Below are 24,936 nucleotides of genomic sequence, written 5' to 3' on the forward strand. Positions count from 1 at the left end.
TCTCTTGATACGTAAGGCAACTTTTTGCCCACGAATAGGAAAATCCTGAATGGAAACTTCTGGAAGAAAGCCCTTTGATTCGAGCTCAGTTATCCCGTAACCAGAGGGAGCTATATTCTTCTCTTCMAGAWAGATCTGAAGCTCTTTCGACTCTTTTTCGACTTTGAGTATTTCGAAATAATCCAGAATGCCTTCTGGTAATAAAAAACTGATAAGGGTTTGTTCGGCTGGATTCAAGGGAATTTGTAATTACTATTAACTACAAAAGAAACAAATTATTCGATTACCCCCAACTTTTCCGCTTGATCCCNATAAGGGTTTGTTCGGCTGGATTCAAGGGAATTTGTAATTACTATTAACTACAAAAGAAACAAATTATTCGATTACCCCCAACTTTTCCGCTTGATCCCTGTTTTGAACACTATAATCTTAAAAAAGCCAATAAACCAAAAAAGCCTTACATTTCTGTAAGGCTTTTGGAAGTGGTGCCACCTGGATTCGAACCAGGGACACAAGGATTTTCAGTCCTTTGCTCTACCGACTGAGCTATGGCACCATCCGTTTGGGATTGCAAATGTAGTGTTCTTTTTTCAAAAGCAAAACTTTTTTTCAATTATTTCATTCTTATACTGATTATCAATTAATTAATTTTTTATCATGCTAAAAATATGCCTTAAACAATGCTTAGAATGAGTACAAACAAATAATTTTATATATTTTTTTATGCATGCATAGTAATTTATTTAGATTAATATCCTAATTTAGCGTAAACAATCTAATATTGCATGGTGGCACAGATCCTCTTTCTAGTACTTACACTTGCAGCAATTGCGCTGTTTACAGTAAACCTGCGTAAAATAATTCGCAATATCCGCTTAGGCAAACCGGTCGATCGCAATGATCAGCCACAAAAAAGGCTAATGACAATGCTTCGTGTAGCCTTTGGACAATCAAAAATGGTAGTGCGCCCCATCCCTGCTTTTCTACACTTTTTTGTTTACATCGGCTTTGTAATCATTAACCTTGAAGTGCTCGAAATTATGATCGATGGACTTTTTGGCACACACCGCATTTTTAATGGATTAGGCAGTTTATATAACTTTTTAATCGGTTCGTTCGAAATACTTGCCTTTACCGTTTGGGTTTCCTGCGTTATTTTCCTGATCCGCAGAAATGTCATTAAACTTAAGCGCTTTAGTGGTGTAGAGATGAAAAGCTGGCCAAAATCGGATGCTAATTACATTTTAATTACTGAGATTTTATTAATGAGTGCATTTTTGCTCATGAATGCCGCAGATGCCAAACTGCAACTCCTGGGAGCCAGCCATTATATTAGCGCAGGTGCATTCCCGGTGAGTCAGTATTTGATGAACATCCTGCCTTCAACTGAAAGTGCATTGATCATTGTGGAACGCAGCTGTTGGTGGTTTCACATCATCGGAATTTTAGCATTCTTAAACTATCTTCCCTACTCCAAACATTTTCACATCCTGTTCGCTTTCCCAAATACGTATTTTTCCAATTTGGAACCTAAAGGTGAATTTACCAATATGGCTTCAGTTACCAATGAGGTAAAAGCGATGCTCGATCCATCTTTTGTTCCGGCAGAAACTGAGCCTGGTAAATTCGGTGCAAAGGATGTAACCGATTTAAGTTGGGTAAATTTAATGAATGCTTATACCTGTACCGAATGTGGTAGATGTACATCTGTATGCCCTGCAAACATCACTGGCAAACTTTTATCGCCAAGGAAAATCATGATGGATACCCGCGACCGCATTACAGAAGTTGGCAAAAACATTGACAAACACGGGACTGAACATCAGGATGGAAAATCTTTATTGGACGATTACATCAGCAGAGAGGAAATATGGGCTTGTACCAGCTGTAATGCATGCGTAGAAGCCTGCCCGGTAAATATAGATCCTTTACAAATTATAATGGAGCTTCGCCGCTTTGCAGTGATGGAAGAATCGCAGGCACCTGCAAGCATTAATGCCATGTTGGGGAATATAGAAAATAACCAGGCACCCTGGAAATACTCACCGGCCGACCGCTTTAACTGGGCACAGGAAAATTAACAAAAACAGTTTTCAGTTGGCATTGAATTAAAATAATAATTACATCAGGCTTGAACCTGATACTAGATAATACAACAATGGAATTTAAAGTACCTACAATGGCCGAATTAATGGCCGCAGGTGAAGAACCGGAAATATTATTTTGGGTTGGATGTGCAGGAAGTTACGATGAACGGGCACAGAAAATTACCCGCGACATTTGTAAAATCCTTCATCATGTAGGTATAAAATACGCTGTTTTAGGAACCGAGGAGAGCTGTACTGGCGATCCGGCGAAAAGAGCAGGGAACGAATTTCTTTTCCAGATGCAGGCCATGACCAATATTGAGGTTTTGAATGCCTATAACATTAAAAAAATAGTAACCGGCTGTCCGCATTGTTTCAACACCATCAAAAATGAATATCCTGGCTTAGGTGGCTCCTACGAGGTGATTCATCATACGCAGTTGATACAGGATTTAATTAACGAAGGAAAGCTTAAAGCCGAGGGTGGCGAAAGCTTCAAAGGTAAAAAAATCACCTATCACGATCCATGTTATTTAGGTCGCGGGAACGGGATTTATGAAGCTCCACGCAAAGCCCTGGAAGTTTTGGATGCACAGCTTGTAGAAATGAAACGTTGCAAAAGCAATGGCTTATGCTGTGGTGCAGGTGGCGCACAAATGTTTAAAGAACCGGAAAAAGGAAAAAAAGATATCAATGTTGAACGTATCGATGAAGCTTTGGAAACCAATCCACAGTTTATTGCAGCAGGATGCCCATTTTGCATGACCATGCTGAGCGACGGTATCAAATTAAAAGATAAGGAGCAGGAAGTTAAGGTACTGGATATTGCAGAAATTACCGCAAGGGCAAATGGGTTGTAAATAATTTCACGAAAATTTCTCTATGGTTTCATCGTTTTGAGCGGAGTGGAAGGTAGTCGAAGAATCTCCATTAGGCGATGGCCACAGTCGAGAGGACGATAAGCCGCAATTAATCATCAGATTTTACTTCTGCTTTAGACACTTCAGCCGGCGGTAGCTTCGTAATATTTTCCAGGTTATTACGAATCTGGTTCAATTCTTCTGCTTCCATATTTTTTACCGGTATAATGATCTGCGTAGCCATCGAATCTACATCGCCTCCCCTATCTTTATAGGTCTGCACAATCACATCATCTCCTTTGGTACGGATATACAGTTTACCTGAATTTGTTGTCCCATAATAATCCATATCTTTAAACTTAGCGAGCTTGAACGCGAAATATTCAGTTTTACCGTTATTAAAATAACGCTTATAACGGCAGAACCCATTGTTGGTAACATTAAGTTCATAACGTTTAACCTGGCTATTTTCCTGACTGGTATCGTAGTGATCGGTAAATGATTTTTGCAGAAAACTGGTGTATTGCTCCATAGATGCCGGATCGGAAAAAGCACATAAAAACACACAAAAAGCCGAAATAAGGGATATTTTCAAGCAGAGTGTAAACTTTTTCATCAGGTTGGCGTTTTAAACACACCAATTTAATTAAAATCATAAATTTGTACATGAGTTTTTCTCCACAATCAAGAGTTTGGATATACCAAAGCGATCGAAAGTTTACTTCAACCGAAGAAAATGAGATCATAAACAAGTTATCATCTTTTACCAACCAATGGAAGGCGCATGGTAATGAACTGCTGGCTAAAGCAGAAATCCGTTATGGTTTTTTTATTATCCTGATTGTTGACGAAAGCAAGGCCGGTGTTACCGGTTGCTCTATCGATAGCTCCGTAAAGTTGATCAAAGAAATTGAGCAGGAATATCATGTCGATCTTTTTAACCGTTTCAATATGGCTTATAAAGTAAATGGAGAGGTTGTGGTAAACAGCAAAGAAGATTTTGAAACCTTGGTGAATATTAAACAGGTTACTCCAGAAACAATTGTATTTAACAATATGGTTCAAAATTTGGCAGAACTTGAAAGCAAGTGGGAAGTTCCATTTCGAAACAGCTGGCATGCTACTGTTTTTGCACATCTACTTTAATAATTATGTTCATTGTAGACCTTAAATATATCGTTCCACTTGAAGAGCTGGATGAACACATGAAAGCCCATGTGCAGTATTTAAAGAAGTATTATGATAAAAACATTTTTGTGGCTTCCGGCCGCAAAGTGCCACGGACCGGTGGCATAATCTTAGCCCTCGCTAAAGATGAAGATGCATTAAAAAAAATTCTGATGGAAGATCCCTTTTACAAGCACCGATTGGCCGATTTTACCATTACCCAGTTTTTAACCTCGCAATACCATCCTGATCTTGAAAGCCTCTTGGGCTAACCAATCGTAAAACGTATAGTGCTAATGCAGATTATTTTTAGTTCAGCACCAAACAATTAGCGCGCAAAAAACATTATATTGGTTAACTCAACTAATGTGTATGAAGCGCTGGCTCAAAATCTCTTTAAAAATCCTATCGGTTTTTGTTATCCTGATTATATTGACCTGGTTGGCAGGCGCATTTTACATTAGCAGAAATAAAAAGGAAGTACTCGCCTCCATCCTATCCCAGCTGAACAAAAACCTGAACGGAAAGATTACCGCAACGAGTATGGAACCCACGCTTTTGAAAAGTTTTCCGGGAGTTTCGGTATCATTAAACGGGGTTTTATTGAGAGACAGTTTATGGGCACAACATAAGCACGACCTATTGAAAGCGCAGGATATAGATGTATCCTTAAATGTACTTTCGCTTATTGTAGGCAACATTAACATTCAACAGATTGCCATCAACAATGCGGATATATACATCTACACTGATACTACAGGGTACAGCAATACCAGTATTTTTAAAAGTAAACCCAAAACAGCAGAGAAATCTACCTCCAAATCATCTGCACTGGAAATCAAGAAAATAGATTTTAATAAAGTAAACCTGGTATTGGATAACAAAAAACGCTTCAAACTCTTTAATTTCAACATCGATCAGATCCAGGGTAGAATGGAGTATCCGGATAGCGGCTGGACAGGTAAAATTAAACTGGCCACTAAGGTAAATAGTTTCGCCTTTAATACACGAAAGGGAAGCTTTTTGAAAGATAAAACCTTAAGCGGAATGCTCAAGGCACATTACAGTCGCGATTTGGATGCTGTTATATTGAGCCCTGAAATACTGAATATAGACAACCATCCTTTCAAAATCGGTGCTAAAATTGAACTTGACAAGTCTGCATTCGCCATCAGCATCGCTGTGGATGATATATTGTTCAAAGACGTTGCTTTACTTTTATCCCCTAATATTTCTTCTAAATTGTTGAAATTCGGAATCGAAAAACCGGTAAACATCCGAGGCAATATTGTTGATGACGGTTCAGGGAAATATGGCGATCCTTTGATTAAGGTAGGGATAACAGTGCGGAACAATATCGTTTCAATTCCGGCGGGTAAATTAACAGACTGTAATTTTGATGGATCTTTTACCAACCGGGATACCGTTGGTGGTGTTATCGGGGATGAAAACTCCTCCATTAAGTTCCACAGGCTTACCGCAAAATACTTTAATGCACCGCTCAAAATCGATACTTTTACCGTTAATAACCTCTCGCGACCAATTGCTACCGGATTGGTTACTTCACAGTTTCCGTTATCGAACCTCAACAATTCATTGGGTACGAATGACTTTGAATTTAAAAACGGAACCGCAAACCTAAGGTTATATTGCAAAGCCGATATTGATAATTTCAGGTTTACAAAGCCTGTTGTTTCAGGAAAAATAGCAATTGCAGATGCTGATATATTGTATATTCCCAGAAAGCTCCATTTGGTAAAAAGTGCCCTGAATATCAATTTCAACCAAAATGATTTATCAATACAGAACGGGCATTTCCAGCTTGGCAAAAGCGAGCTGAATGTAAGCTGTAGTATTGCCAATTTTGCCAACCTTTACTACACTGCACCTGAAAAAATATTGGTTAACCTGAAAATGTCGAGTCCACAATTGTACCTGAAAGAATTTTTACCTTTTTTAGGTCCAAGAACTGCAAAAAAAACACAGTCAGGTGGAAATAAAAAAGTAGTTTCCAAGGAACTGAGCAATGTGCTCGAAGTTTCGAAAATGAATATCCGTTTAACGGTCGATAAAGCCATTTACAATAATTTCCTGGCTAAAAACCTCGATGCAGACATCTCTTTACGTGGTGGCGGCATATTCTTTAATAAGATAAGTGTGGCCCATGCTGGCGGACAACTATCTTTAGACGGGAATATTATGCAGGAAGCTGCCTCAAATAGTTTTAAGATCAATTCAAAGATCAGCCATGTGAGCGTTAAAGACTTCTTCTATTCCTTTGATAATTTCGGACAGAATACCATTACAAACAAAAATTTAAAAGGTTACCTGTCCTCGCTGGTTAACATTTCCGGCAAAATATCCCATACCGGAAAAATTCTTCCCAGATCAATCAATGGCAAAGTGGTTTTCAATCTTAACAATGCAGCACTGGTAAATTTTGATCCAATGGTTAAAGTTGGAAAGTTTGCTTTTGCAAACCGGAATTTATCAAATGTTGAAATTAAAAACCTGGATGGAACACTCACTATTAAAGGCGATAAAGTAGAAATCAGTCCGATGCTCGTAAATTCCAGCGCATTAAATTTTAATGTAAAAGGTACATATGCGCTTGGCGTGGGTACAAACGTAGCCATGGATATTCCGCTGAGAAACCCTAAAGGAGATGAAAATCTGACCAAAGCAGAAAAACGGGAAGCCCGTATGCGTGGTATCGTACTGCATTTAAAAGCTGTTGACGATGATAAGGGCGGAATAAAGATCAGATGGAATAAAGACCACGATTAATCAATTATTCACTGATTCACAATTTAATCATTAAAAATCAAGCGGCCCGAGCCTGTTCATATTTCTAAGAATTAAATACTGGCGGTGCCTGATGTACGGAGTTGCATTCTTTGGTGTCCACCTTCTTGGGTTTGGAAAACAGGAAGCGATTAATGCAGCTTGCTTTTTGGTTAATTTGGTACACGATTTACCATAATACTCCTGTGCAGCAGCCTCGGCACCGTAAATGCCATCGCCCATCTCGATAACATTTAAGTAAACCTCTAAAATTCTTTCTTTACTCCAAAAAATCTCGATCAATAGCGTAAAATAGGCTTCAAATCCTTTCCTGATCCATGATCTGCCAGGCCATAAAAAAACATTTTTAGCAGTTTGTTGTGAAATAGTACTTCCACCCTTTACCTTTTTACCTTTTGCGTTACTGGCGAAAGCTTTTTCGATGGCCTTCATATCAAAACCAATATGCTTTAAAAAGAGTTGATCTTCTGCTGATACCGCTGCCCGTTTCATGTTATCAGACATATCATCAAACTTTACCCACTTTTTTTCAGTTTTAAACGGCTTTCCGTCAGCCTTGCGCTCAATGTTTCGCAATACCATTAAAAGCGTAATTGGCGGATTGATAAAACGCAACGCAATTACCCAAAATACAGAAACCAGCAAAAAATATAAAAATACCTTTGTGGCAATGTTGGTAATCCTTTTAAGGAGGGGATGTTTTGTCTTATTTTTGGTTTTGCTTGTCCGGGTTTTCGCCATGTGGCAAAGGTAATTAAAGCGGCGGAAGATGGGAAGTACCGGAGCGGTGAATGATAAAAAAAATATTTAAAGCAACCAGAAATAAAACGCTCCTGCAAAATTATCGTTGTAAACCTATAATACAAGTTAAAATCACTTTGTTTATGTATTTTGTGATTCAGATTTTCAAACTGACCCCAAAAAAAAATCAACCAAATGAAAAAACTATTTTACCTCATTCTTGCTGTTACTTTATGGAGCTGCAGTACAAGCAAAAATATCACCAACAGATCAGAAAAATGGATAACACTTTTTAACGGAAAAGACATTAAAGACTGGAATGTGAAAATTCACCACCACGATTACAACGTAAATTTTGGAAATACTTTTAGGGTGGAAAACGGAATAATACAGGTTCGTTATGATCAATACGGTGATTTTAATGATCAGTTCGGCCATCTTTATTATAAAACACCATTTTCTTATTATCACCTCAAATTAAAATACCGTTTTGTTGGCGAACTGCAAAAAGGTGCCCCAAGTTATACTTTACGCAACAGTGGGCTAATGTTCCACTCCCAAGATCCAAAAACAATGCCCAAGGAGCAGGATTGGCCAATTTCGATTGAAATGCAGTTTTTAGGAGGTTTGAGTGATGGAAGGCCCCGCCCTACCGGAAACATGTGCTCACCTGGAACTGATATTTTTTATCAGGGTAAATTATACGACGGCCATTGCCTTGATTCAAAATCCAAAACCTACGATGGCGATCAGTGGGTATCAGCAGAGCTAATTGTTATGGGCGATTCGCTGGTTACACACATTATCAACGGAGATACTGTTTTACAATACAGCAAACCTCAAATTGGCGGAGGTGTGGCCAACCGTTACGATCCTAAAATAAAGATTGATGGTAAAGCGCTTAAGCAGGGTTTCATTGCCTTGCAAAGTGAAGGTCAGCCTGTCGATTTTAAGGATATCCAGATTATGGAACTTCCTCAACAGGGCAACAAAAAATCTAATTAAACATTTTTCGATATCATACGTTACAAGAGCATGAAAGTTGCACTAATTACAGGAGGAAGTAAGGGAATCGGTTTTGGTATTGCCGAAGCCCTCCTAAAAAACGGTTACAAGGTAGCCATAACCAGCAGAACAATTGCAAGCGCAAATGAAGCCGCATCTCATCTTGTAGCTCATGGCGATGTATTGGCCATTGAGGCAGATGTTGCCAATTTCACTTCTCAGCAGGAAGCAGTTAACCTAATTCTGGAAAAATGGGGCCAGTTAGATGTACTCATCGCCAATGCTGGAATAGGTCATTTTGCGCCTATTGATGAATTAAGTATTGATTTATGGAAGGAAACCATTGATACGAACCTAACAGGTGTTTTTTACAGCATCAAGGCTACGGTTGATGAAATTAAAAGAACAAACGGACATATCTTTACCATTTCAAGCTTGGCAGGAACAAACTTTTTTGCCGGTGGATCGGCCTACAATGCCAGTAAGTTTGGTTTAACAGGTTTTACCCAATCGGTGATGCTTGATTTAAGGAAATATGGTGTAAAGGTAAGCACAATTATGCCGGGTTCGGTAGCAAGCCATTTCAATGATCATCAACCCGATTCAGAAAATGACGCCTGGAAAATTCAGCCGGAGGATATGGGCAAACTTATTGTTGATTTATTGGCTATGCCAGCCCGAACATTGCCTAGTAAGGTAGAAATCAGGCCAACAACGCCTAAAGGCTAACTGAAGGATAATTTTCTATACAGCTTATTCATTGAACTTGCGGGGATTTATTATTTCCGCAGGTTATTGTTTTCATTACTGCATCAATTTAATATTGACTTAAGTTTTGTAAATTCTATCAACTCAACATCAAATGCCCTGACTTTGTTACAAGATTAAAGCAAATATGCCCTGACTTTGTTACAAGATTTGTTAAAATATGCCCTGACTTTGTTACAAAACACAGATTATGGCGTTTACGATACCTCTTGAATAAACTACAGAACAAAGCCTATAACATCATCCTAAAATCTATTGATTAGATCATAAAAAAAGTCCCGATTTGCATCGGGACTTTTAATTGATTCGTTAAAGAATGCTTATTCAGCAATTACTTCGAAAGGAACCTGAACTTTAACTTCTTTGTGTAAGTTTAAGTTAGCAACATATTCGCCAACAAATTTTGGTTCAGTTTCGAAAGTAATACGACGACGGTCTACATCAAAGCCTTGTGCTTTTAATGCTTCAGCAATCTGGATGGTATTAACCGCTCCAAAGATTTTTCCGCTTTCGCCAGCTTTAGCACCGATAGAAAGTTTAACATCAGTTAAACGCTCAGCAACACCTTCAGCATCTTTCTTAATTTTATCTTGTTTGAAAGCAGCTTGCTTTAAGTTTTCTGCTAAAACTTTTTTAGCAGAAGAAGTAGCCAATGCTCCAAATCCTTGAGGGATTAAATAGTTACGGCCATAACCTGGCTTTACTGTAACTACATCATCTTTCTCGCCAAGGCCTTTAATATCTTGTTTTAAAATAATTTCCATATCTCTAGCCTCCTATTTTAATTGATCAGCAACGAAAGGTAACAAACCGATATGACGGGCACGTTTAACTGCCTGAGCCACTTTACGTTGGAATTTTAACGAAGTACCAGTTAAACGGCGTGGTAATAATTTACCTTGATCGTTAATAAATTTCAACAAGAAATTTGCATCCTTGTAATCGATGTATTTAATTCCGTTTTTCTTGAAACGGCAATATTTTTTACGGTTATCCTCTACTTTAGGGGCGGTTACGTATTGTATTTGTTCTCTTGCCATTACGCTGCAACCTCCTTAGTTTTTTTGTTAAAAGCACCACTACGCTTTTTCTCATTGTAAGCAATAGCGTGTTTGTCTAAACGGATGGTTAAGAAACGTAACACACGCTCATCGCGTTTTAATTCAAGCTCTAATTTTGCGATCAACTCACCTGAAGATTTGTATTCAGTTAAGCTGAAGAATCCGTTTGATTTTTTCTCAATTGGATACGCTAATTTTCTCAAACCCCAATTATCCTCTTGGACAATTTCGGCTCCATTATCAACAAGAACTGCTTTATATTTGGCTAATGCCTCTTTAGCAACTTCTTCTGATAACAAAGGGGTTAGAACGATAACAGTTTCGTACTGATTCATTGTTATAAATTATGTTTTTAATTTTTTAATCCCGAGGTATATTACGGGGATGCAAAAGTAACAATATATTTCTTAAAATCAAATGATTAATAAGATTTTATACCGAAAGAAATACTATTGGCCAGGAATGATGAGAGATAAACCTAAGCGAATAGGTAAATTAAAGAATCGCAGGTGAGATATGTTAATATACAATGTCTCAAATCTTAGATTCAACCACCTTAAATAAAAAAAGGGAGACTATCTATCCGACAATCTCCCAACATCAATTAGCTGTATTATTTAATAAGTTTGAATCGTTTTAACAAAACTTTCATCTTTAAACTTAACCACAAAGGTTAATTCTTTTGAATCTGTTTTACTGATATTGAATTTTTTGGTCAACTGTGATTTGTCTTTAAACACTTCGTTGTAAACCTCATCATTGTACTCGTTGTATACTTTAACTTCAATCGGGTTTTTATCCAGGTTATCCAGGTTAAGCGTAATCACCTGATCATTTTGAGTGTAAACAGGTTTAAAGATATTTGATAATTTTGGCTCAGATACAATTGCCTCACCATTTTTAATCGTTACTGTATATTTGGCCAATTTTACATCCGACTCTACTTTAAGCACGTAGTTTCCGTCAGGAAGCGCATTTAAATCATAAATTTTGCTTGAAGCAGCCGAAGCATGAATCTTTTCTTCAAACAGAACTTCTTCATCTGAACCAATAAGTGATAAATTTACATCCTCTGCTTTATCTACAGAAAAACGGATATATTTATCTTTTTCACCTTTTACTTTTAAAGTAAAATTATCATCGTTAGCGTGAACACCCGTAGCAGTAAAAAATAACGCTGCTATTAAACCGATTTTTAAGAACTTTTTCATAACCAATATTTTTAAAGAGTTAATCATTATATGATGGTACTAAGGTATAGAGGCAACTGAAATATAGATGATTGCATATTTTCCACTTTCTATGCTATATTACCCGCAATACACCACTATTTTGCCATAAATTAGAATGAAGCATATTTTTTCCTTATTTTAGTAAGATAAATTATAAAACAATGAAGCCAAGTTTCGAAGTGGTAGAGCCTTCTTTCGGAAGTTCGTTCTACTATTCTAAATATGTAGAGAATGCCAACAACATGGCGCATCTCTGGCATTACCATCCCGAAATAGAAATGGTTTTTGTGAACGGCGGCGCCGGGAAGCGGCAGATCGGTAGCCATGTTTCATACTATACAGAGGGTGACCTGATTTTAATCGGCAGCAACCTTCCTCATTGTGGTTTTACCGATACCAATACCGGGAACAAAAACGAAACCGTAATCCAGATGAAACCTGATTTTTTGGGTTCCGCTTTTTTAGGACTGCAAGAAATTAAGGGAATTCAGGAATTGTTTGACAAATCAAAGGCGGGCATTGCTTTTGGCAGCGGTACCAAAAGTGCGGTTGGCGATAAAATTGAATTGATGGACGACCAAGCTCCATTTGAAAGGCTTTTAACGCTGCTGAGTGTATTAAAGGAACTTGAAAACGCCAAAGACTATAAAATTTTAAATGCCGATGGGTTCTCCATGGAAATGCAGGTGCAGGATAATGACCGCATTAATATGATTTTCAATTATGTAAAAGATCATTTTCAAGACCAGATCAGTTTACAGCACGTTGCAGAAATGTCGAGCATGACAGTGCCATCATTTTGCCGCTATTTTAAAAAAATTACCAAAAAAACCTTTACGCATTTTGTAAACGAGTACCGTGTGGTGCATGCTTCTAAACTTCTGGCTGAAAAACCCATTAGCATTGCAAATATATCTTATGAGAGCGGTTTTAACAATTTTAGCCATTTTAATAAATTGTTTAAGGAATTTACAGGCAAAAGTGCATCAGAATACAGACATGAATTAAAATCAGTAATCAAATAAACAAAATATGAAAACGCTCGTTTTATTGTTAATATCTAATCTAATCGGCATAACGTTACATGCCCAATATGTAGAAATCAATCTGGTAAACTGCAAAATAAGTGATTCGGAACAGAAGAAAATTGAAAAACTGATCGCTTACGAGCGGATGTTCTGCAACGAAATTTTCGAAACCAGAGAAAATATCTCGGTACCGGTTAAAATAAATCTTTATGGAAAATCAAAGGATTACCGTGTAGAAAAAAGCAAGTACAATGCACCGTCAACCACTGGTTTTTATATTCCGGCAATAAACCAGGCCTTTATTATGAAGAGTGGCGATTTTATCCCAGTGGCATTGCATGAAGCCAGTCATAGTATTTTCCAGTATAATTATCAAAAAGCACCTAAATGGTTAAATGAAGGACTGGCCGAGTTTTTTGAAACCCTGGATTTTGACAGTGAAGGAAATTTATATTCTTACCCGCAGAGCAACCGGATCAAAAGTATAAAGTCGGGTTTAGATTATAAGGATACCGAGCGGTTAAAAACGTTTTTCAGGATTTATGATGGTGCTTTTTACGGGCATGGGATTGATGACAACTACAATACCGCTTACAGTATGATCTATTATTTTGTTAAAAATAAAAGAACTGCAGCATTAAAAAACATCATCAAGCTAACTTCACAGGGTTATGATACCGAAAAAGCGATAGCACTTACTTACGGGAGTTTTGATGCATTTGATGCAAGCTATAAACAGTTTTATAACTTGCATTATTAAAAGGATCAGTATTGCTTAACCTTTATACGGTAGTTACCCTTGTAATATTCTTTCATTTTAATCACCTCTTTCGATTTTTCGGTTAGCCAGAAAATAGCATAACTGTCTTTACTGTAATTGATTTTAAGCAGCCAGCAATTAACTGATGCATCTGCATTCAATTTTAAATTATCCTTACCAGTTACTACATAGCGATGGTAGGTTGCTGATTTTTCGTTGGGATCAAAAAAGGAAATATCAAATTGCTGGCCAACTTTTTTAATTGGCAATAACGCATAAGTTTCTAAATCCTGCTCCCACGAAATGATCGGAATATCCAATTTAACAGGCCCTTTCTTAATTGCATCATTATTTTTCACGGTATCAGATGGCTGCATCATGCCAGTTTTATAATCGTAGGCATAAATACCCCTGCGTTTATAATTGGCATAATGATAAATTGGTGCAAGCGTTTTTTTATCACAGATATTGGTTATTGTGGCCAAAAGTGAATCACCATGAAGCCATTTCCAACCAAATTCTACAACTTCATTTTTATCTCTCTTTTTAAAAGCAATTGTTCTTTCCCATAAATCTCCAACAGTACGTTTGGTTTCTAAAGAATCAGCCATATAAACCAGGTAGCTGTTTTTTCCTTCTTTCAGATTGCTCATCACCAGTTTATGGTTTTGAGCATTTATGGTGTCAACCTGTGCCATCAAAGTGCCCGAAAAAGACAACAACATTGCGCTAATAAAAATTAATATTCTCATTTATAAAGTTTTATGGTTAGATTAATTTTAGCCTTGAATGTTACGCAATCTTTTGTAAATCATTTAAGTATTCCAACTTTTCCACATTCCAACTTTTCAATCTTGCAACACCTAAATTTTTCCTATTTTCGTGGCGATGGAAAATTTTATTGTTTCTGCCCGTAAATACCGCCCAGCCACCTTCGAAACCGTAGTTGGCCAGCAGCATATTACAGGTACGCTGAAAAATGCCATCAAAAACAATCAGCTTGCGCAGGCATTTTTATTTTGCGGTCCGCGTGGTGTGGGTAAAACAACCTGTGCCCGTATCCTGGCAAAAACCATAAACTGTACCAACCCTACAGCAGAAATGGAAGCCTGCGGCCAATGCGACAACTGTCTTTCTTTCCAGAACGGACATTCTTTCAATGTGCACGAATTAGATGCGGCATCAAACAACTCTGTTGATGATATCCGTAGTTTAATTGAACAGGTACGTATACCGCCACAAGCGGGGAAATATAAAATCTATATTATTGACGAGGTTCACATGTTATCGCAAAGTGCATTTAATGCCTTTCTGAAAACTTTGGAAGAACCGCCTTCTTATGCCATTTTTATCCTGGCTACTACGGAGAAACATAAAATCCTGCCGACTATTTTATCGCGTTGTCAGATTTTTGATTTCAACCGTATTCAGGTAGAAGATATTGCCAATCACCTATCAACCATTGCCCAGCGCGAAAATATCGCATTTGAAAGTGATGGTTTACATATCATTGCTCAAAAAGCAGATGGCGGTTTGCGTGATGCACTTTCGATGTTTGATCAGATTGCCAGTTATGCCAATAAGAATATTACTTATAAGGCAGTAATCGATAACCTGAACATTCTTGATTACGATTACTTTTTTAAACTTACCTCTTATTTAACCGCAGCAGAAGTTAGCCAAACCTTACTTTTGTTTGATGAGATTCTGAACAACGGTTTTGATGGAAATAATTTTATTAATGGCCTGGCTTCTCACTTCCGTAATTTATTGGTAGGTAAAGATGCATCAACCATTAAACTTTTAGAAGTTAGCGAAAATATTAAGCAAAAATATCTCGATCAGTGCCGGCAAACAGAACTTTCGTTCCTTTTAACTGCCTTAAACCTGGCCAATACCTGCGATTTAAATTATAAAAATTCTAAAAACCAACGTTTACAGGTAGAACTGGCATTAATTAAAATGTGCCATATCCGGTCTGTCGTCAATTTAGCACAACAACCTTTAAATACGAGTAACACAGCAACTGACGGAGATCAGGATAAAAAAAAAACTAATGTCGTAGCCGGGCAGGTTGAAACACCAAAGCCAAAAGCAGAAAGCGAAACCATTGCTTCTACGCCTATTCCAATAGCTAAAAATCCGGTTTCAGCCAGCATTGCTATAGCAGATAAAGCGAAAGAAACACCAAGGGTTAGTCCTCCACCATCTGCCACCTCCATTAGCATTAATATCCCAAAGGCAAATGCGATAAGCACACTTATTCCTTCATTAAATGATCTGGAACGTGTAGCCCAGGGCGATGATGATGACGGACCTAAAAAAGTTACCGGCGATGCCAGAGAACCATTCAGTTACGACCGTTTACTGGAAGTTTGGAATGCCTTTACCCAAAAGATGAAGGCTACCGATCGGATTAATCTTTTTACCATTTTAAATAATTTTGCCCCAACGCTTTTAAACCCCGAACTGATCGAAATTTCTGTTGAAAGCAAAACCCAGGAACACCTTGTGCAGCAAGAATCGGTAGAGCTGTTAAATTTCCTGAGGAATGAACTCCGCAATTTCGGTGTAGAAGTTACTTACAAACTAATGGAACGCAAAATTGAAAACAGGCTTTACGGTAATCGCGAAAAGTACGACTACCTGGTAAATAAAAACCCTAAGCTTGATGAATTGCGCAGAAGGTTTAATCTAGATATTAATCCGTAGTCAATTTTGCGTGCTCACTTTAATTCCTAAGAGAATTTAGTTTAAATATCGATATGCCTAGTTAATTTCAGGGGTATCGTTAATAGGATAACCTTCCTCATCCAAATCATCGCGGTTATCTTCAGGTGTGCGGGCAAGAATTTCATCTTCAGGACTTAATTTTACACTTTCACCATTATCCACATGCATACCCAACTCCTCTAAATTATCTTCAGCAACTTCTTCATCGCGTGCGTATTCATCACCAATGTAAGGGTTGGCTTCATCATAAGTAGAATCGTCATCTTTGGCACCAGCTGCTACCGTTTCATATCCCATCGGATGATCGTAATCTTCATCCGTACCTTTCACATCAAGTTCGTAACTCTGTTTATTCTCATCGTAAGAAAGGTTTTCCTTATTTATTTCGCTGTTTTCTGTAGTGCTGTGTATTTTATCCTGCGATCCTTTATTCTCGTTAATTTCCATGATATATATCTCCTTTAATTTATAGTGATATAACAAAAGGATTCAGATAAGGTTTGTTTGGCAATTAACAATACTAAAATTAAGGTGAATGCTAAATGAAACTTGTCGATCTTGATCTGGCTGTGGAGGTTTTAGATTGTTTTTGAAATACTTTATTCAGTTCAGACGGATAGATTTTTAATTGTTAATATCATTTGGCGTGTCCCAAGCTGCGCAAGGGTCGGGCTATACACTCCAAGTCCTCGCCTGATGAATCCCAATTTAATGTCGGGAGGGCTGTGGGCTTTCCGTTGCTATCCCTCACGCAGCAAAGCGTCTAAAAATTACTATCTTGAAAGTATATCATTCTGCTATCGGTTTATGGGGAAACAGACCGAGGGATACGTCAACGCAAATAGTACCTTCTGGGCCAATCCACCTAAACCCGATTATTCATCGGGAGCAGAAGCGGGAGCAGAACTGCTGCAACCCAAATGCTTCTGTATCCGCTTTCCAAATGCAATCAACTCTATAACAAATAGCTATTAAAGCTGAAAAACCCATCATAAGAAAAGCGCCCTGATTTTTAAATCAGGACGCTAAATATTTCAAGAGTTGTCAGCTTCCATGCCAGAAGCATATTAAAGTTGACAACTCAGCTTATAAACTAGCCAAAGAAGTATTTAAGGTTTCACTAGGGCGCATTGCCTTGCTTGCCAATTCATCATTAGGGTTGTAATAACCGCCAATGTTTTGAGGTTTACCTTGCGAACCGATTAATTCTTCATTGATTTTTGCTTCGTTTTCCAATAGCGTTTTAGCCAATGGCGCAAATCTAGCTTGTAAATCAGCATCCTTGGTTTGTGCTGCTAATGCTTCAGCCCAGTATAAAGCCAAATAGAAATGAGAACCACGGTTATCGATAGTACCTAACTTTCTGCCCGGAGATTTATCTGTTGCCAAGAATTTTGCATTAGCCTCATCTAAAGCATCGGCCAATACCTGCGCTTTTGCATTATTTTGTGTTTGAGACAAGTGCTCTAAAGAAGCCTGAAGGGCAAGGAATTCTCCTAATGAATCCCAGCGTAAATAACCTTCTTCAATAAACTGCTCTATATGTTTTGGGGCAGAACCACCGGCACCGGTTTCAAACAAACCACCGCCATTCATTAAAGGAACAATAGAAAGCATTTTAGCAGATGTTCCCAACTCTAAAATCGGAAATAAATCTGTCAAATAATCACGCAGTACGTTACCTGTAACCGAAATGGTATCCAAACCTTTGCGGATACGCTCCAAAGTAAATTTGGTAGCTTCTATCGGTGCCAGAATACGGATATCCAAACCAGTAGTATCATGATCTTTTAAGTAAGTATTTACTTTAGTGATGATTTCTCTGTCGTGCGCTCTATTTTCATCTAACCAGAAAACGGCCGGAGTTTCAGATAAACGTGCCCTGTTAACAGCCAGTTTAACCCAATCCTGAATTGGAGCATCTTTGGTTTGGCACATGCGGAAAATATCGCCTTTTTCTACCTTTTGATCAAAAAATACTTTACCATCAGCATCAGTTACACGGATTGTTCCTGAACCAGCTGCCTGAAAAGTTTTATCATGCGAACCATATTCTTCAGCTTTCTGGGCCATTAAACCAACATTTGGCACCGATCCTATTGTGGTTACATCAAAAGCACCATGCGCTTTACAATCATCAATGGTTGCGGTATAAACACCAGCGTAAGAACGGTCTGGAATTAAGGCGATGGTATCCTGCGCTTTACCTTCTTTGTTCCACATCTGGCCCGAGGTACGGATCATTGCCGGCATAGATGCATCAACAATCACATCACTTGGTACATGCAGGTTGGTAATTCCCTTATCAGAGTTTACCATCGCTAAAGCCGGTCCGTTTGCAATAGCCTGCGCTAAAGCAGCTTCAACTTCTGCCTGTTTTTCGTTACCGGCAATTTTTGCATAAACATCACCTAAGCCGTTACGGGTATCAATGTTGAGTGCTGCGAACAGATCAGCATATTTAGCAAAAACATCTGCAAAGTAAACTTCTACAATGGCTCCGAAAATTATTGGATCAGAAACTTTCATCATCGTAGCCTTTAAGTGTGCAGATAATAAAACGCCTTCAGCTTTTGCTTCAGCAATTTCTTTTGTTACAAAAGTTTTTAATGCCGATAAACTCAATGCAGAGCTATCAATCACCTCTCCTGCTTTTAATGGCGATAAACCTTTTAATTCGGTTACCGTACCATCTTCACCTACAAACTCAATTTTAAACTGACCTGCTTCTGCAACTGTTGTAGATTTTTCTGAACCATAAAAATCTCCTTCAGTCATACTGGCCACTTTCGTTTTCGAATCAGCCGACCATTTACCCATTGAATGTGGGTTTTGTTTAGCGTAATTTTTAACCGCTTTAGGTGCTCTACGGTCTGAGTTACCCTCACGTAAAACAGGGTTTACAGCCGAGCCTAAAACCTTTGCATATTTAGTTTTAATTGCTTTTTCTTCTTCGCTCTGCGCATTATCAGGATAATTTGGAATAGCAAAACCCTGTGCTTGTAATTCTGTAATGGCACCAACCAATTGTGGAATGGAAGCCGAGATATTTGGTAATTTAATAATGTTTGCTTCCGGAGTGGTAGCCAATGCACCAAGCTCTCCCAAAGCGTCACCAATTTTTTGATCGTCTTTTAAATACTCAGGAAAGTTTGCCAAAATTCTTCCTGCTAAAGAAATATCTCTGGTTTCTACATCAATACCAGCTGATGCGGTAAAAGCTTGTACGATAGGTAAAAGTGAATAGGTTGCCAACATTGGCGCCTCATCGGTTTTGGTGTAGATAATTTTTGATGTATTTGACATATTATATTGATTTTGCTTATTAAGGTTAACTATTCAACCGGTTTTAAAGTTTGCAAACCGGTATTTTTAAAATCGCCTAAAGATAAAATAATCGAATGAATTAAGGAACATCACAATGTTATTTATGATAAGGATAGTAACAGAAAAATGATCCACATAGAAACTAACCGATGGAATACCACAATTGCTTACAAAAAACAAGAAAAGATCATATCCTATTGTGATTACAACAAAAATTGATTCATTAATATGATTTTTAGCTGCCCATGGCAGGAAGCTTTCATGACCCTCATGATTTGTCGCTGCCCATGGCAGGAAGCTTTCCTGACCCTCATGATCTGTCGCTGCCCACGGCAGGGAGCTTTCATGACCCTCATGATCTGCCGCTGCCCATGGCGCGAAACTTTCATGACTTTATTATCTGTTGCCGCCTATGGCGCGAAGTTTTCAGCATAAACAGACCTTACCCGCTTCATATTTTGGCTAAACTTTTGTAGGATCAAAAGCTTATATATCTATCTATTTTAAATTTTTTACTTGAAATGACCGAACCTACCCTAGATCAGCTGTTAAACGCCCGCAAATTCGAAGAGGCGAAAACACTGATGCAAAACGGCGAAAAGCTCCCTAAAAATATCCAAGAATATCAAAAATCATCTATTTTGGATAACCTCTTAAGAGAGAAACAATACGAAATCCTCAACATGATGGTGAAAGATAAAACCATCGAAACCGACATCTACGAATTCGATAATTTTGACAAAAGTGTTTTCCAGAGTATTGTCCGCAATCTGGGTGATAACGAAGATCATATCACATTTTTTAACGATTTTATTACGCATTTCGATAACTTAAATGATGAAGTAAATGCCAAAACTTTATTAGGCTATCTCCTCGAAAATGGTGTAAGTTTAGCTGTAATTAAAGCGGCAATCAATGCGGGTTGTAGTGCAGGTTTTAAAAATAATGCAGAAGAAAATTATATCCATCAGGTAGTGAAAAGCAGCATTCGCAGGTACAACCTTAGTGATGAACAAATCACCGATCTACTAAAAGGTTATATTGATATCCTGATTAATGAAGGTGTAGACATTAATGAAGGCAATGTGGTACAGGAAACACCACTGATTGCGGCTATAAAATTTAACAAGAAAAATTTAATTGAACATTTGCTCGAAAATGGTGCCGATCCTAACCATACCGATAACGATGGTAATTCTGCTTTCTTTTATGCGGTTGCCCATTCGCAAAGCGAAAATATTTATGATATGCTCCGAAATTCCGCTTCACCGAATTTCGACCAGATCAATAAAAATGGAGTAAGCCTGCTGTTCGAATATACAAGGATGATAGCGAACAGTGAAAGCAGTATTCATTTTCTAAAAAAACTAGTTGAGGATGGTGCAGATTTATACCAAACCAGTAAGTGGTACAGCGCAGATAAAACACCATTAGACTTAATTGCCGAAAAACACGCAGATGTATTGCAAGCTTTATTGGAAACCGGCCGGGTAGATGTAAATAGAAGGGATGACCAGGGCAATACGCTACTGCATAAAGTTTGCGCCTATAATGTAAATTACGAAGCGGAAAAAGCCAGGGAAACGTACCGGAAAGTAAAGCTCCTGATTGAAAACGGTGCGGATGTTACTTTATCAAACGACAAGGATGAAACGGCTTTAATGCTTGCATCTGATGATAACCTGAAAATAAAAACTGTTGAACTGCTCATGAAACAATCTTAATATATGTCGATGTCATTTATAATTGCCTGCGAAAGCGGTAAGCGAAAAATTGCCGAACTTTTACTGGCAAATGGAGAAGTAGAAATTGGTTATACAGACGAAAAAGGCAGAACCGCACTCCATTATGCGGCCCATCGCGGTTATTTAGATCTTGTGCAAATTTTAATCGACCGTGGAGCCGACCTGGATTATGAAGACCATGCCGGGGAAACACCTTTATATTTTGCCTGTTTACAAAAACAGAAACAAACGGCAATTTATTTAATTGATAAAGGCGCCAGGGTTAACATTAAAGACTTAAAGGGAAATAGCCTTTTGCATTTAACGGCGCAAAGCGGACAGATAGAAGTACTTGAAAAACTGCTTAACAAAGGGCTTGAGGTTGATGGCGAAAATAATGAAGCAGAAACACCATTACTTGTCGCCTCAGCATGGAGAAACAAAGAAATTGTGCAAAAGCTACTGGAATTTGGCGCCAATATTAATACCACTAACAAACATGGCGATTCTCCATTAATTTTTGCCGTAAAATCCAAAAACACACCAATGGTAGAGCTCATTCTGGACAAAGGTGCCAACATTAACCACATTAACCACGCGGGCGAATCGGCATTATTACTTGCCTGTTACGATGCCAACAGGATGCTTACCAAAATATTGGTAGAAAAAGGTGCAGATGTATTTGTTTCTTCTAAAGATGGCCTTTCGCCAATTTGGTATGCCTGTGCCAATAATCAGAAAGAAATCGTCGATTTATTTTTAGCCAACGGGGTTGATGTAAATTACGCAAAACCACTTTCGGGCAAAGATGATTCGATGTATTCGTATCTTGAATGGGTAGAAACCGCAAATAACATATCCATTTCAGCAAGTTTTTCTTTTGAAAACAGTTACAGTTACGGCGGCGAAAGCATGTTGCATGTAGCAGCAAAAAGCGGCCATTTGAGTATGCTGAAAATGTTGATTGAAAAAGGTGCAAATGTGAACATTCAGGATGAAAGTGGCAATACTGCGCTACATTATGCCGCAGCCAATGGGAAAAAGGATGCCGTAAAATTTCTGCTCGAACAATTAGCAGATCCAGGCATCGTTAACGTGAAAGAACAAAAAACAATCGATTATTCAAACATCAAAGGTTTTAACGAAATTACAGAACTGTTGTTAAACGCAGGGCCAAAAGGCGATCTGCATGCACCTTTAAAAACGGTACCCGTAGAAAATGAAGTTCTGCCCATAAAAAATGACATATCAGCAAAAAAGCAAGCCCTTTTGGATTTGAAAGAACTATTGGATGCCGGAATATTATCGCAGGAAGAATTTGATGCCGAAAAAGCCAAAATATTAAACGGATAGCAGATTTAGTGCGACAAATATTTGATTAAATTTTTAAGCTTAAATATTTAGTTCTAAATTTATCATTAAGAATTTTCCTGGCCGGTGCTCACTCCGGTCAGGAAAGTTTGACATTAATGCTCCCAAAATGAAATCTACTACCAAAACACAGCTGCAATTATTTATCCTGCTTTCACTTTCAGTGTTGATCTACAGCTGCTCACCTAAGCTTTATGTGGATGAAGATAAACGTTATCAAGCCGGAACATTAACAGATGCACAAGTAGATTCTCTCCATTTTTACCTGAAAGAGAATCAAAGATTAACGCTTAAAGATACAATCATCATCAAATATGACTTCAACAGGGATGACTGCTGGAAGGATTTAAGTTATCAGAATGCAGAATTTTTAAATAATGTAAGGTGGACATTCCAAAAAAACATCCTCGAAAAGGCAGAAGCCAGACCTAAAGTTGCCATTTACCAATACCGTGAAGTAGGCGAAAGTTTCAGTCCCATAAAATCAAAAGGCCTGGAAATAGAAACCGACTCCGGCTTTTTAAAAAAACTGTTGTTCAAAGAAAACACCTCATGTGGTACTTCCGCAATTATCCTTCCTAACGGCAAATTTTTATTGGTAAAATCAGATCCGCAATTTTCTGCGCTGCTTTTAAACGCGAAGGATATCGAAAAAAAACTGCTTGAAAATCTGGTGAAGTAAACCAGATAACGTATTTTTTCTATAACAATCTAAAGTGGTTTAAAAAACCCTACTAAATGTTTTGTTGTGCCGTAATTTGGTTTCACTAACCGTTTCCAAATCAACATGAATCAAAATACAACTTTAAGCAAGTCAGGTTAGGGTACGTTACTCTTATTTTTTATGGTTGTAGCAATTATGGCCTGACTGAAAACATCTAATTGATTTTCATGTTATATTTTTCGAAGATTAATTTAATCAAAACCGGTTAATATGAAAAATAAGATTTTTTACGCCTCAATGCTCTCAACCGCAGTAATTTTCGGTTGCCAATCGAAGTCGAATTCGCAAAAACAGGGAGAAGATACCACGCTTACAACTAAAACAGGCGCAATTAATTTACCAGCGCCCGATACCAATGCGGCAAAAAGCAAGTTTAGTAAAGTAATTGGCTGGCCCGAAGGTAAAACGCCTATCGCTCCAGAAGGATTTGTGGTAACCAAATTTGCTTCCAATATCAAAAGTCCGCGCAATACCTATATTGCCCCAAATGGCGATGTCCTGGTTGCACTTTCAAATTCGGAAAGGAGCACTACTGAAAGCATTGCAAATACGGTATCAGGTAAAGCTAAATCTGAAGTTCCAGGAAAAAGTGCCAATACCATTTTACTTTACCGCGATGATAACAAAGATGGCAAACCAGAAACGGTTACTACATTTTTAAATGGCCTCAATCAACCTTTCGGAATGCTGATTATTGGCAACTCATTTTATGTAGCCAATACAGATGGTTTATGGCAGTACCCATATAAAACGGGTGACACCAAGATTACCGCTACAGGGAAAAAGATTTTAAGTTTGCCTGCGGGAGGTTATAACAACCATTGGACAAGAAATCTGATTGCAAATGCAGATCAAAGCAAAATATATGTTACTGTAGGTTCGGGCAGTAATGTTGGTGAAAATGGAATGGAAAATGAAGTTCGAAGAGCGAATATCCTGGAAATAAATCCTGATGGAAGTGGAGAAAAAATTTACGCCAGCGGTTTGAGAAATCCTGTCGGAATAGATTGGGCACCTTCAAGCAAGGTACTTTGGACAGCAGTTAATGAACGCGATGGATTGGGCGACGACCTTGTACCCGATTACATTACCAGTGTAAAACAAGGTGCTTTTTATGGATGGCCATTTTCATATTATGGTCAGAATGAAGACCCTCGTTTAAAAGGTAAAAACCCGGAGATGGTTAAAAAAGCAATAGCACCCGATGTAGCAGTTGGTGCCCATACTGCATCATTAGGATTGGCGTTTTATAAAGACACAAAATTTCCTCAAAAATACCAGGGAGGAGCATTTATAGGTCAGCACGGCTCATGGAACAGGTCGGCAATTTCAGGTTACAAAGTTGCTTTCGTGCCTTTTAAAGATGGAAAACCAGCAGGTAAACCTGAAGATTTTTTAACTGGCTTTGTAGCAGATGTTGATAAGGCCGATGTATATGGCCGTCCGGTTGGCGTTACCCTAACACCCGATGGCGCTTTATTGGTTGCCGACGATGTTAGCGGCGTAATTTGGAGAGTTGCTGCAAAATAATTAATACAATAGC

24 protein-coding genes and 1 tRNA gene are annotated in these 24,936 nt (G+C 38.1%); 14 read left to right on the forward strand and 11 right to left on the reverse strand.

The features are described from left to right. Together ASE74_RS25300 and ASE74_RS23490 are read right to left on the reverse strand one after the other, a co-directional pair. Positions 1 to 237, reverse strand: a 237-nt coding sequence (locus tag ASE74_RS25300) for a hypothetical protein (protein ID WP_055914980.1), incomplete at its 3' end; no start/stop codon positions are given. Positions 238 to 483: 246 nt separating this feature from the next. Continuing rightward, positions 484 to 556: transfer RNA gene (locus ASE74_RS23490), tRNA-Phe, on the reverse strand. Between the two features lie 229 nt (positions 557 to 785). Between ASE74_RS23490 and ASE74_RS23495 the strand changes: the two genes are divergently transcribed. Together ASE74_RS23495 and ASE74_RS23500 are read left to right on the forward strand one after the other, a co-directional pair. Further along, the gene (locus ASE74_RS23495) at positions 786 to 2,081 is read left to right on the forward strand and encodes a (Fe-S)-binding protein (protein WP_055914982.1); all 1,296 of its coding nucleotides are present in this window, start codon (positions 786 to 788) and stop codon (positions 2,079 to 2,081) included. Positions 2,082 to 2,158: 77 nt separating this feature from the next. Further along, positions 2,159 to 2,947 (forward strand): (Fe-S)-binding protein, encoded by a 789-nt coding sequence (locus tag ASE74_RS23500; RefSeq protein ID WP_055914984.1) that lies wholly within the window; start codon positions 2,159 to 2,161, stop codon positions 2,945 to 2,947. A gap of 109 nt (positions 2,948 to 3,056) precedes the next feature. Here the strand turns inward: ASE74_RS23500 and ASE74_RS23505 are convergent, their stop codons facing one another. After that, positions 3,057 to 3,563, reverse strand: coding sequence for a hypothetical protein (locus ASE74_RS23505; protein ID WP_055914987.1), 507 nt, complete (start codon positions 3,561 to 3,563; stop codon positions 3,057 to 3,059). A 50-nt stretch (positions 3,564 to 3,613) separates the two neighbouring features. Between ASE74_RS23505 and ASE74_RS23510 the strand changes: the two genes are divergently transcribed. From ASE74_RS23510 to ASE74_RS23520, 3 genes are all read left to right on the forward strand, one after another. After that, on the forward strand, positions 3,614 to 4,093 hold the full coding sequence (locus ASE74_RS23510) for a hypothetical protein (RefSeq protein ID WP_055914990.1): 480 nt from the start codon (positions 3,614 to 3,616) through the stop codon (positions 4,091 to 4,093). 5 nt (positions 4,094 to 4,098) lie between these two features. Continuing rightward, positions 4,099 to 4,386 (forward strand): YciI family protein, encoded by a 288-nt coding sequence (locus tag ASE74_RS23515; protein WP_055914993.1) that lies wholly within the window; start codon positions 4,099 to 4,101, stop codon positions 4,384 to 4,386. 100 nt (positions 4,387 to 4,486) lie between these two features. Beyond that, complete coding sequence (locus tag ASE74_RS23520) at positions 4,487 to 6,901, forward strand: AsmA family protein (protein WP_055914996.1); 2,415 nt, start codon at positions 4,487 to 4,489, stop codon at positions 6,899 to 6,901. A gap of 30 nt (positions 6,902 to 6,931) precedes the next feature. On the opposite strand, the gene mtgA is transcribed toward ASE74_RS23520, so the two are convergent. Then, positions 6,932 to 7,660 (reverse strand): monofunctional biosynthetic peptidoglycan transglycosylase, encoded by a 729-nt coding sequence (gene mtgA / locus ASE74_RS23525; RefSeq protein ID WP_055914999.1) that lies wholly within the window; start codon positions 7,658 to 7,660, stop codon positions 6,932 to 6,934. A gap of 195 nt (positions 7,661 to 7,855) precedes the next feature. On the opposite strand from mtgA, the gene ASE74_RS23530 reads away from it, so the two are divergent. Then, on the forward strand, positions 7,856 to 8,665 hold the full coding sequence (locus ASE74_RS23530) for a DUF1080 domain-containing protein (RefSeq protein WP_055915002.1): 810 nt from the start codon (positions 7,856 to 7,858) through the stop codon (positions 8,663 to 8,665). A 30-nt stretch (positions 8,666 to 8,695) separates the two neighbouring features. After that, positions 8,696 to 9,394 carry an SDR family oxidoreductase gene (locus ASE74_RS23535; protein WP_055915005.1) on the forward strand — a complete coding sequence of 233 codons (699 nt, stop codon included), beginning with the start codon at positions 8,696 to 8,698 and terminating at the stop codon, positions 9,392 to 9,394. Between the two features lie 359 nt (positions 9,395 to 9,753). Here ASE74_RS23535 and rplI read toward each other — a convergent pair whose 3' ends face one another. From rplI to ASE74_RS23555, 4 genes are all read right to left on the reverse strand, one after another. Further along, positions 9,754 to 10,197 (reverse strand): 50S ribosomal protein L9, encoded by a 444-nt coding sequence (gene rplI / locus ASE74_RS23540; RefSeq protein ID WP_025144599.1) that lies wholly within the window; start codon positions 10,195 to 10,197, stop codon positions 9,754 to 9,756. A 12-nt stretch (positions 10,198 to 10,209) separates the two neighbouring features. Continuing rightward, a complete protein-coding gene (rpsR, locus tag ASE74_RS23545) occupies positions 10,210 to 10,473 on the reverse strand; it encodes a 30S ribosomal protein S18 (protein ID WP_010599582.1) in 264 nt (87 codons plus the stop codon). Beyond that, the gene (gene rpsF / locus ASE74_RS23550) at positions 10,473 to 10,829 is read right to left on the reverse strand and encodes a 30S ribosomal protein S6 (RefSeq protein ID WP_055915007.1); all 357 of its coding nucleotides are present in this window, start codon (positions 10,827 to 10,829) and stop codon (positions 10,473 to 10,475) included. Before rpsF ends, rpsR begins: the two co-directional genes overlap by 1 nt. Positions 10,830 to 11,111: 282 nt before the next feature. Beyond that, positions 11,112 to 11,705 (reverse strand): hypothetical protein, encoded by a 594-nt coding sequence (locus ASE74_RS23555; RefSeq protein WP_157255515.1) that lies wholly within the window; start codon positions 11,703 to 11,705, stop codon positions 11,112 to 11,114. 182 nt (positions 11,706 to 11,887) lie between these two features. Here ASE74_RS23555 and ASE74_RS23560 point away from each other — a divergent pair, with 182 nt between their 5' ends. Further along, a complete protein-coding gene (locus ASE74_RS23560) occupies positions 11,888 to 12,751 on the forward strand; it encodes an AraC family transcriptional regulator (protein WP_055915013.1) in 864 nt (287 codons plus the stop codon). A 7-nt stretch (positions 12,752 to 12,758) separates the two neighbouring features. Next, positions 12,759 to 13,514 (forward strand): DUF1570 domain-containing protein, encoded by a 756-nt coding sequence (locus ASE74_RS23565; protein WP_055915016.1) that lies wholly within the window; start codon positions 12,759 to 12,761, stop codon positions 13,512 to 13,514. A 5-nt stretch (positions 13,515 to 13,519) separates the two neighbouring features. Here the strand turns inward: ASE74_RS23565 and ASE74_RS23570 are convergent, their stop codons facing one another. Then, a complete protein-coding gene (locus tag ASE74_RS23570) occupies positions 13,520 to 14,266 on the reverse strand; it encodes a hypothetical protein (RefSeq protein ID WP_157255516.1) in 747 nt (248 codons plus the stop codon). Positions 14,267 to 14,402: 136 nt separating this feature from the next. Between ASE74_RS23570 and ASE74_RS23575 the strand changes: the two genes are divergently transcribed. Continuing rightward, positions 14,403 to 16,226 carry a DNA polymerase III subunit gamma/tau gene (locus ASE74_RS23575; RefSeq protein WP_055915022.1) on the forward strand — a complete coding sequence of 608 codons (1,824 nt, stop codon included), beginning with the start codon at positions 14,403 to 14,405 and terminating at the stop codon, positions 16,224 to 16,226. Positions 16,227 to 16,283: 57 nt separating this feature from the next. On the opposite strand, the gene ASE74_RS23580 is transcribed toward ASE74_RS23575, so the two are convergent. Next, a complete protein-coding gene (locus tag ASE74_RS23580) occupies positions 16,284 to 16,694 on the reverse strand; it encodes a hypothetical protein (protein ID WP_055915025.1) in 411 nt (136 codons plus the stop codon). 639 nt (positions 16,695 to 17,333) lie between these two features. Beyond that, on the reverse strand, positions 17,334 to 19,553 hold the full coding sequence (locus ASE74_RS23585; protein WP_055915028.1) for an NADP-dependent isocitrate dehydrogenase: 2,220 nt from the start codon (positions 19,551 to 19,553) through the stop codon (positions 17,334 to 17,336). 542 nt (positions 19,554 to 20,095) lie between these two features. Here ASE74_RS23585 and ASE74_RS23590 point away from each other — a divergent pair. From ASE74_RS23590 to ASE74_RS23605, 4 genes are all read left to right on the forward strand, one after another. Then, on the forward strand, positions 20,096 to 21,298 hold the full coding sequence (locus tag ASE74_RS23590; protein WP_055915031.1) for an ankyrin repeat domain-containing protein: 1,203 nt from the start codon (positions 20,096 to 20,098) through the stop codon (positions 21,296 to 21,298). A gap of 9 nt (positions 21,299 to 21,307) precedes the next feature. Then, positions 21,308 to 22,651: an ankyrin repeat domain-containing protein gene (locus ASE74_RS23595; protein ID WP_235526207.1), complete on the forward strand. Its 1,344-nt coding sequence runs from the start codon at positions 21,308 to 21,310 to the stop codon at positions 22,649 to 22,651. Positions 22,652 to 22,778: 127 nt separating this feature from the next. Further along, positions 22,779 to 23,351, forward strand: coding sequence for a hypothetical protein (locus tag ASE74_RS23600; RefSeq protein WP_055915037.1), 573 nt, complete (start codon positions 22,779 to 22,781; stop codon positions 23,349 to 23,351). A gap of 252 nt (positions 23,352 to 23,603) precedes the next feature. Beyond that, positions 23,604 to 24,923 carry a sorbosone dehydrogenase family protein gene (locus ASE74_RS23605; RefSeq protein ID WP_055915040.1) on the forward strand — a complete coding sequence of 440 codons (1,320 nt, stop codon included), beginning with the start codon at positions 23,604 to 23,606 and terminating at the stop codon, positions 24,921 to 24,923. Positions 24,924 to 24,936 lie beyond the last annotated feature (13 nt).

The sequence above is a fragment of the Pedobacter sp. Leaf216 genome (assembly GCF_001421515.1).
Classification (GTDB): domain Bacteria; phylum Bacteroidota; class Bacteroidia; order Sphingobacteriales; family Sphingobacteriaceae; genus Pedobacter.

Coding starts and splice junctions, on each gene's coding strand:
- ASE74_RS23580 (WP_055915025.1), bottom strand. CDS start 16,694: ATGGAAATTAACGAGAATAAAGGATCGCAGGATAAAATACACAGCACT.
- ASE74_RS23500 (WP_055914984.1), top strand. CDS start 2,159: ATGGAATTTAAAGTACCTACAATGGCCGAATTAATGGCCGCAGGTGAA.
- ASE74_RS23565 (WP_055915016.1), top strand. CDS start 12,759: ATGAAAACGCTCGTTTTATTGTTAATATCTAATCTAATCGGCATAACG.
- ASE74_RS23600 (WP_055915037.1), top strand. CDS start 22,779: ATGAAATCTACTACCAAAACACAGCTGCAATTATTTATCCTGCTTTCA.
- ASE74_RS23555 (WP_157255515.1), bottom strand. CDS start 11,705: ATGAAAAAGTTCTTAAAAATCGGTTTAATAGCAGCGTTATTTTTTACT.
- rpsR (WP_010599582.1), bottom strand. CDS start 10,473: ATGGCAAGAGAACAAATACAATACGTAACCGCCCCTAAAGTAGAGGAT.
- ASE74_RS23605 (WP_055915040.1), top strand. CDS start 23,604: ATGAAAAATAAGATTTTTTACGCCTCAATGCTCTCAACCGCAGTAATT.
- ASE74_RS23510 (WP_055914990.1), top strand. CDS start 3,614: ATGAGTTTTTCTCCACAATCAAGAGTTTGGATATACCAAAGCGATCGA.
- ASE74_RS23570 (WP_157255516.1), bottom strand. CDS start 14,266: ATGAGAATATTAATTTTTATTAGCGCAATGTTGTTGTCTTTTTCGGGC.
- ASE74_RS23560 (WP_055915013.1), top strand. CDS start 11,888: ATGAAGCCAAGTTTCGAAGTGGTAGAGCCTTCTTTCGGAAGTTCGTTC.
- ASE74_RS23495 (WP_055914982.1), top strand. CDS start 786: ATGGTGGCACAGATCCTCTTTCTAGTACTTACACTTGCAGCAATTGCG.
- ASE74_RS23585 (WP_055915028.1), bottom strand. CDS start 19,553: ATGTCAAATACATCAAAAATTATCTACACCAAAACCGATGAGGCGCCA.
- ASE74_RS23590 (WP_055915031.1), top strand. CDS start 20,096: ATGACCGAACCTACCCTAGATCAGCTGTTAAACGCCCGCAAATTCGAA.
- ASE74_RS23530 (WP_055915002.1), top strand. CDS start 7,856: ATGAAAAAACTATTTTACCTCATTCTTGCTGTTACTTTATGGAGCTGC.
- rplI (WP_025144599.1), bottom strand. CDS start 10,197: ATGGAAATTATTTTAAAACAAGATATTAAAGGCCTTGGCGAGAAAGAT.
- ASE74_RS23575 (WP_055915022.1), top strand. CDS start 14,403: ATGGAAAATTTTATTGTTTCTGCCCGTAAATACCGCCCAGCCACCTTC.
- rpsF (WP_055915007.1), bottom strand. CDS start 10,829: ATGAATCAGTACGAAACTGTTATCGTTCTAACCCCTTTGTTATCAGAA.
- ASE74_RS23505 (WP_055914987.1), bottom strand. CDS start 3,563: ATGAAAAAGTTTACACTCTGCTTGAAAATATCCCTTATTTCGGCTTTT.
- ASE74_RS23595 (WP_235526207.1), top strand. CDS start 21,308: ATGTCATTTATAATTGCCTGCGAAAGCGGTAAGCGAAAAATTGCCGAA.
- ASE74_RS23535 (WP_055915005.1), top strand. CDS start 8,696: ATGAAAGTTGCACTAATTACAGGAGGAAGTAAGGGAATCGGTTTTGGT.
- ASE74_RS23515 (WP_055914993.1), top strand. CDS start 4,099: ATGTTCATTGTAGACCTTAAATATATCGTTCCACTTGAAGAGCTGGAT.
- mtgA (WP_055914999.1), bottom strand. CDS start 7,660: ATGGCGAAAACCCGGACAAGCAAAACCAAAAATAAGACAAAACATCCC.
- ASE74_RS23520 (WP_055914996.1), top strand. CDS start 4,487: ATGAAGCGCTGGCTCAAAATCTCTTTAAAAATCCTATCGGTTTTTGTT.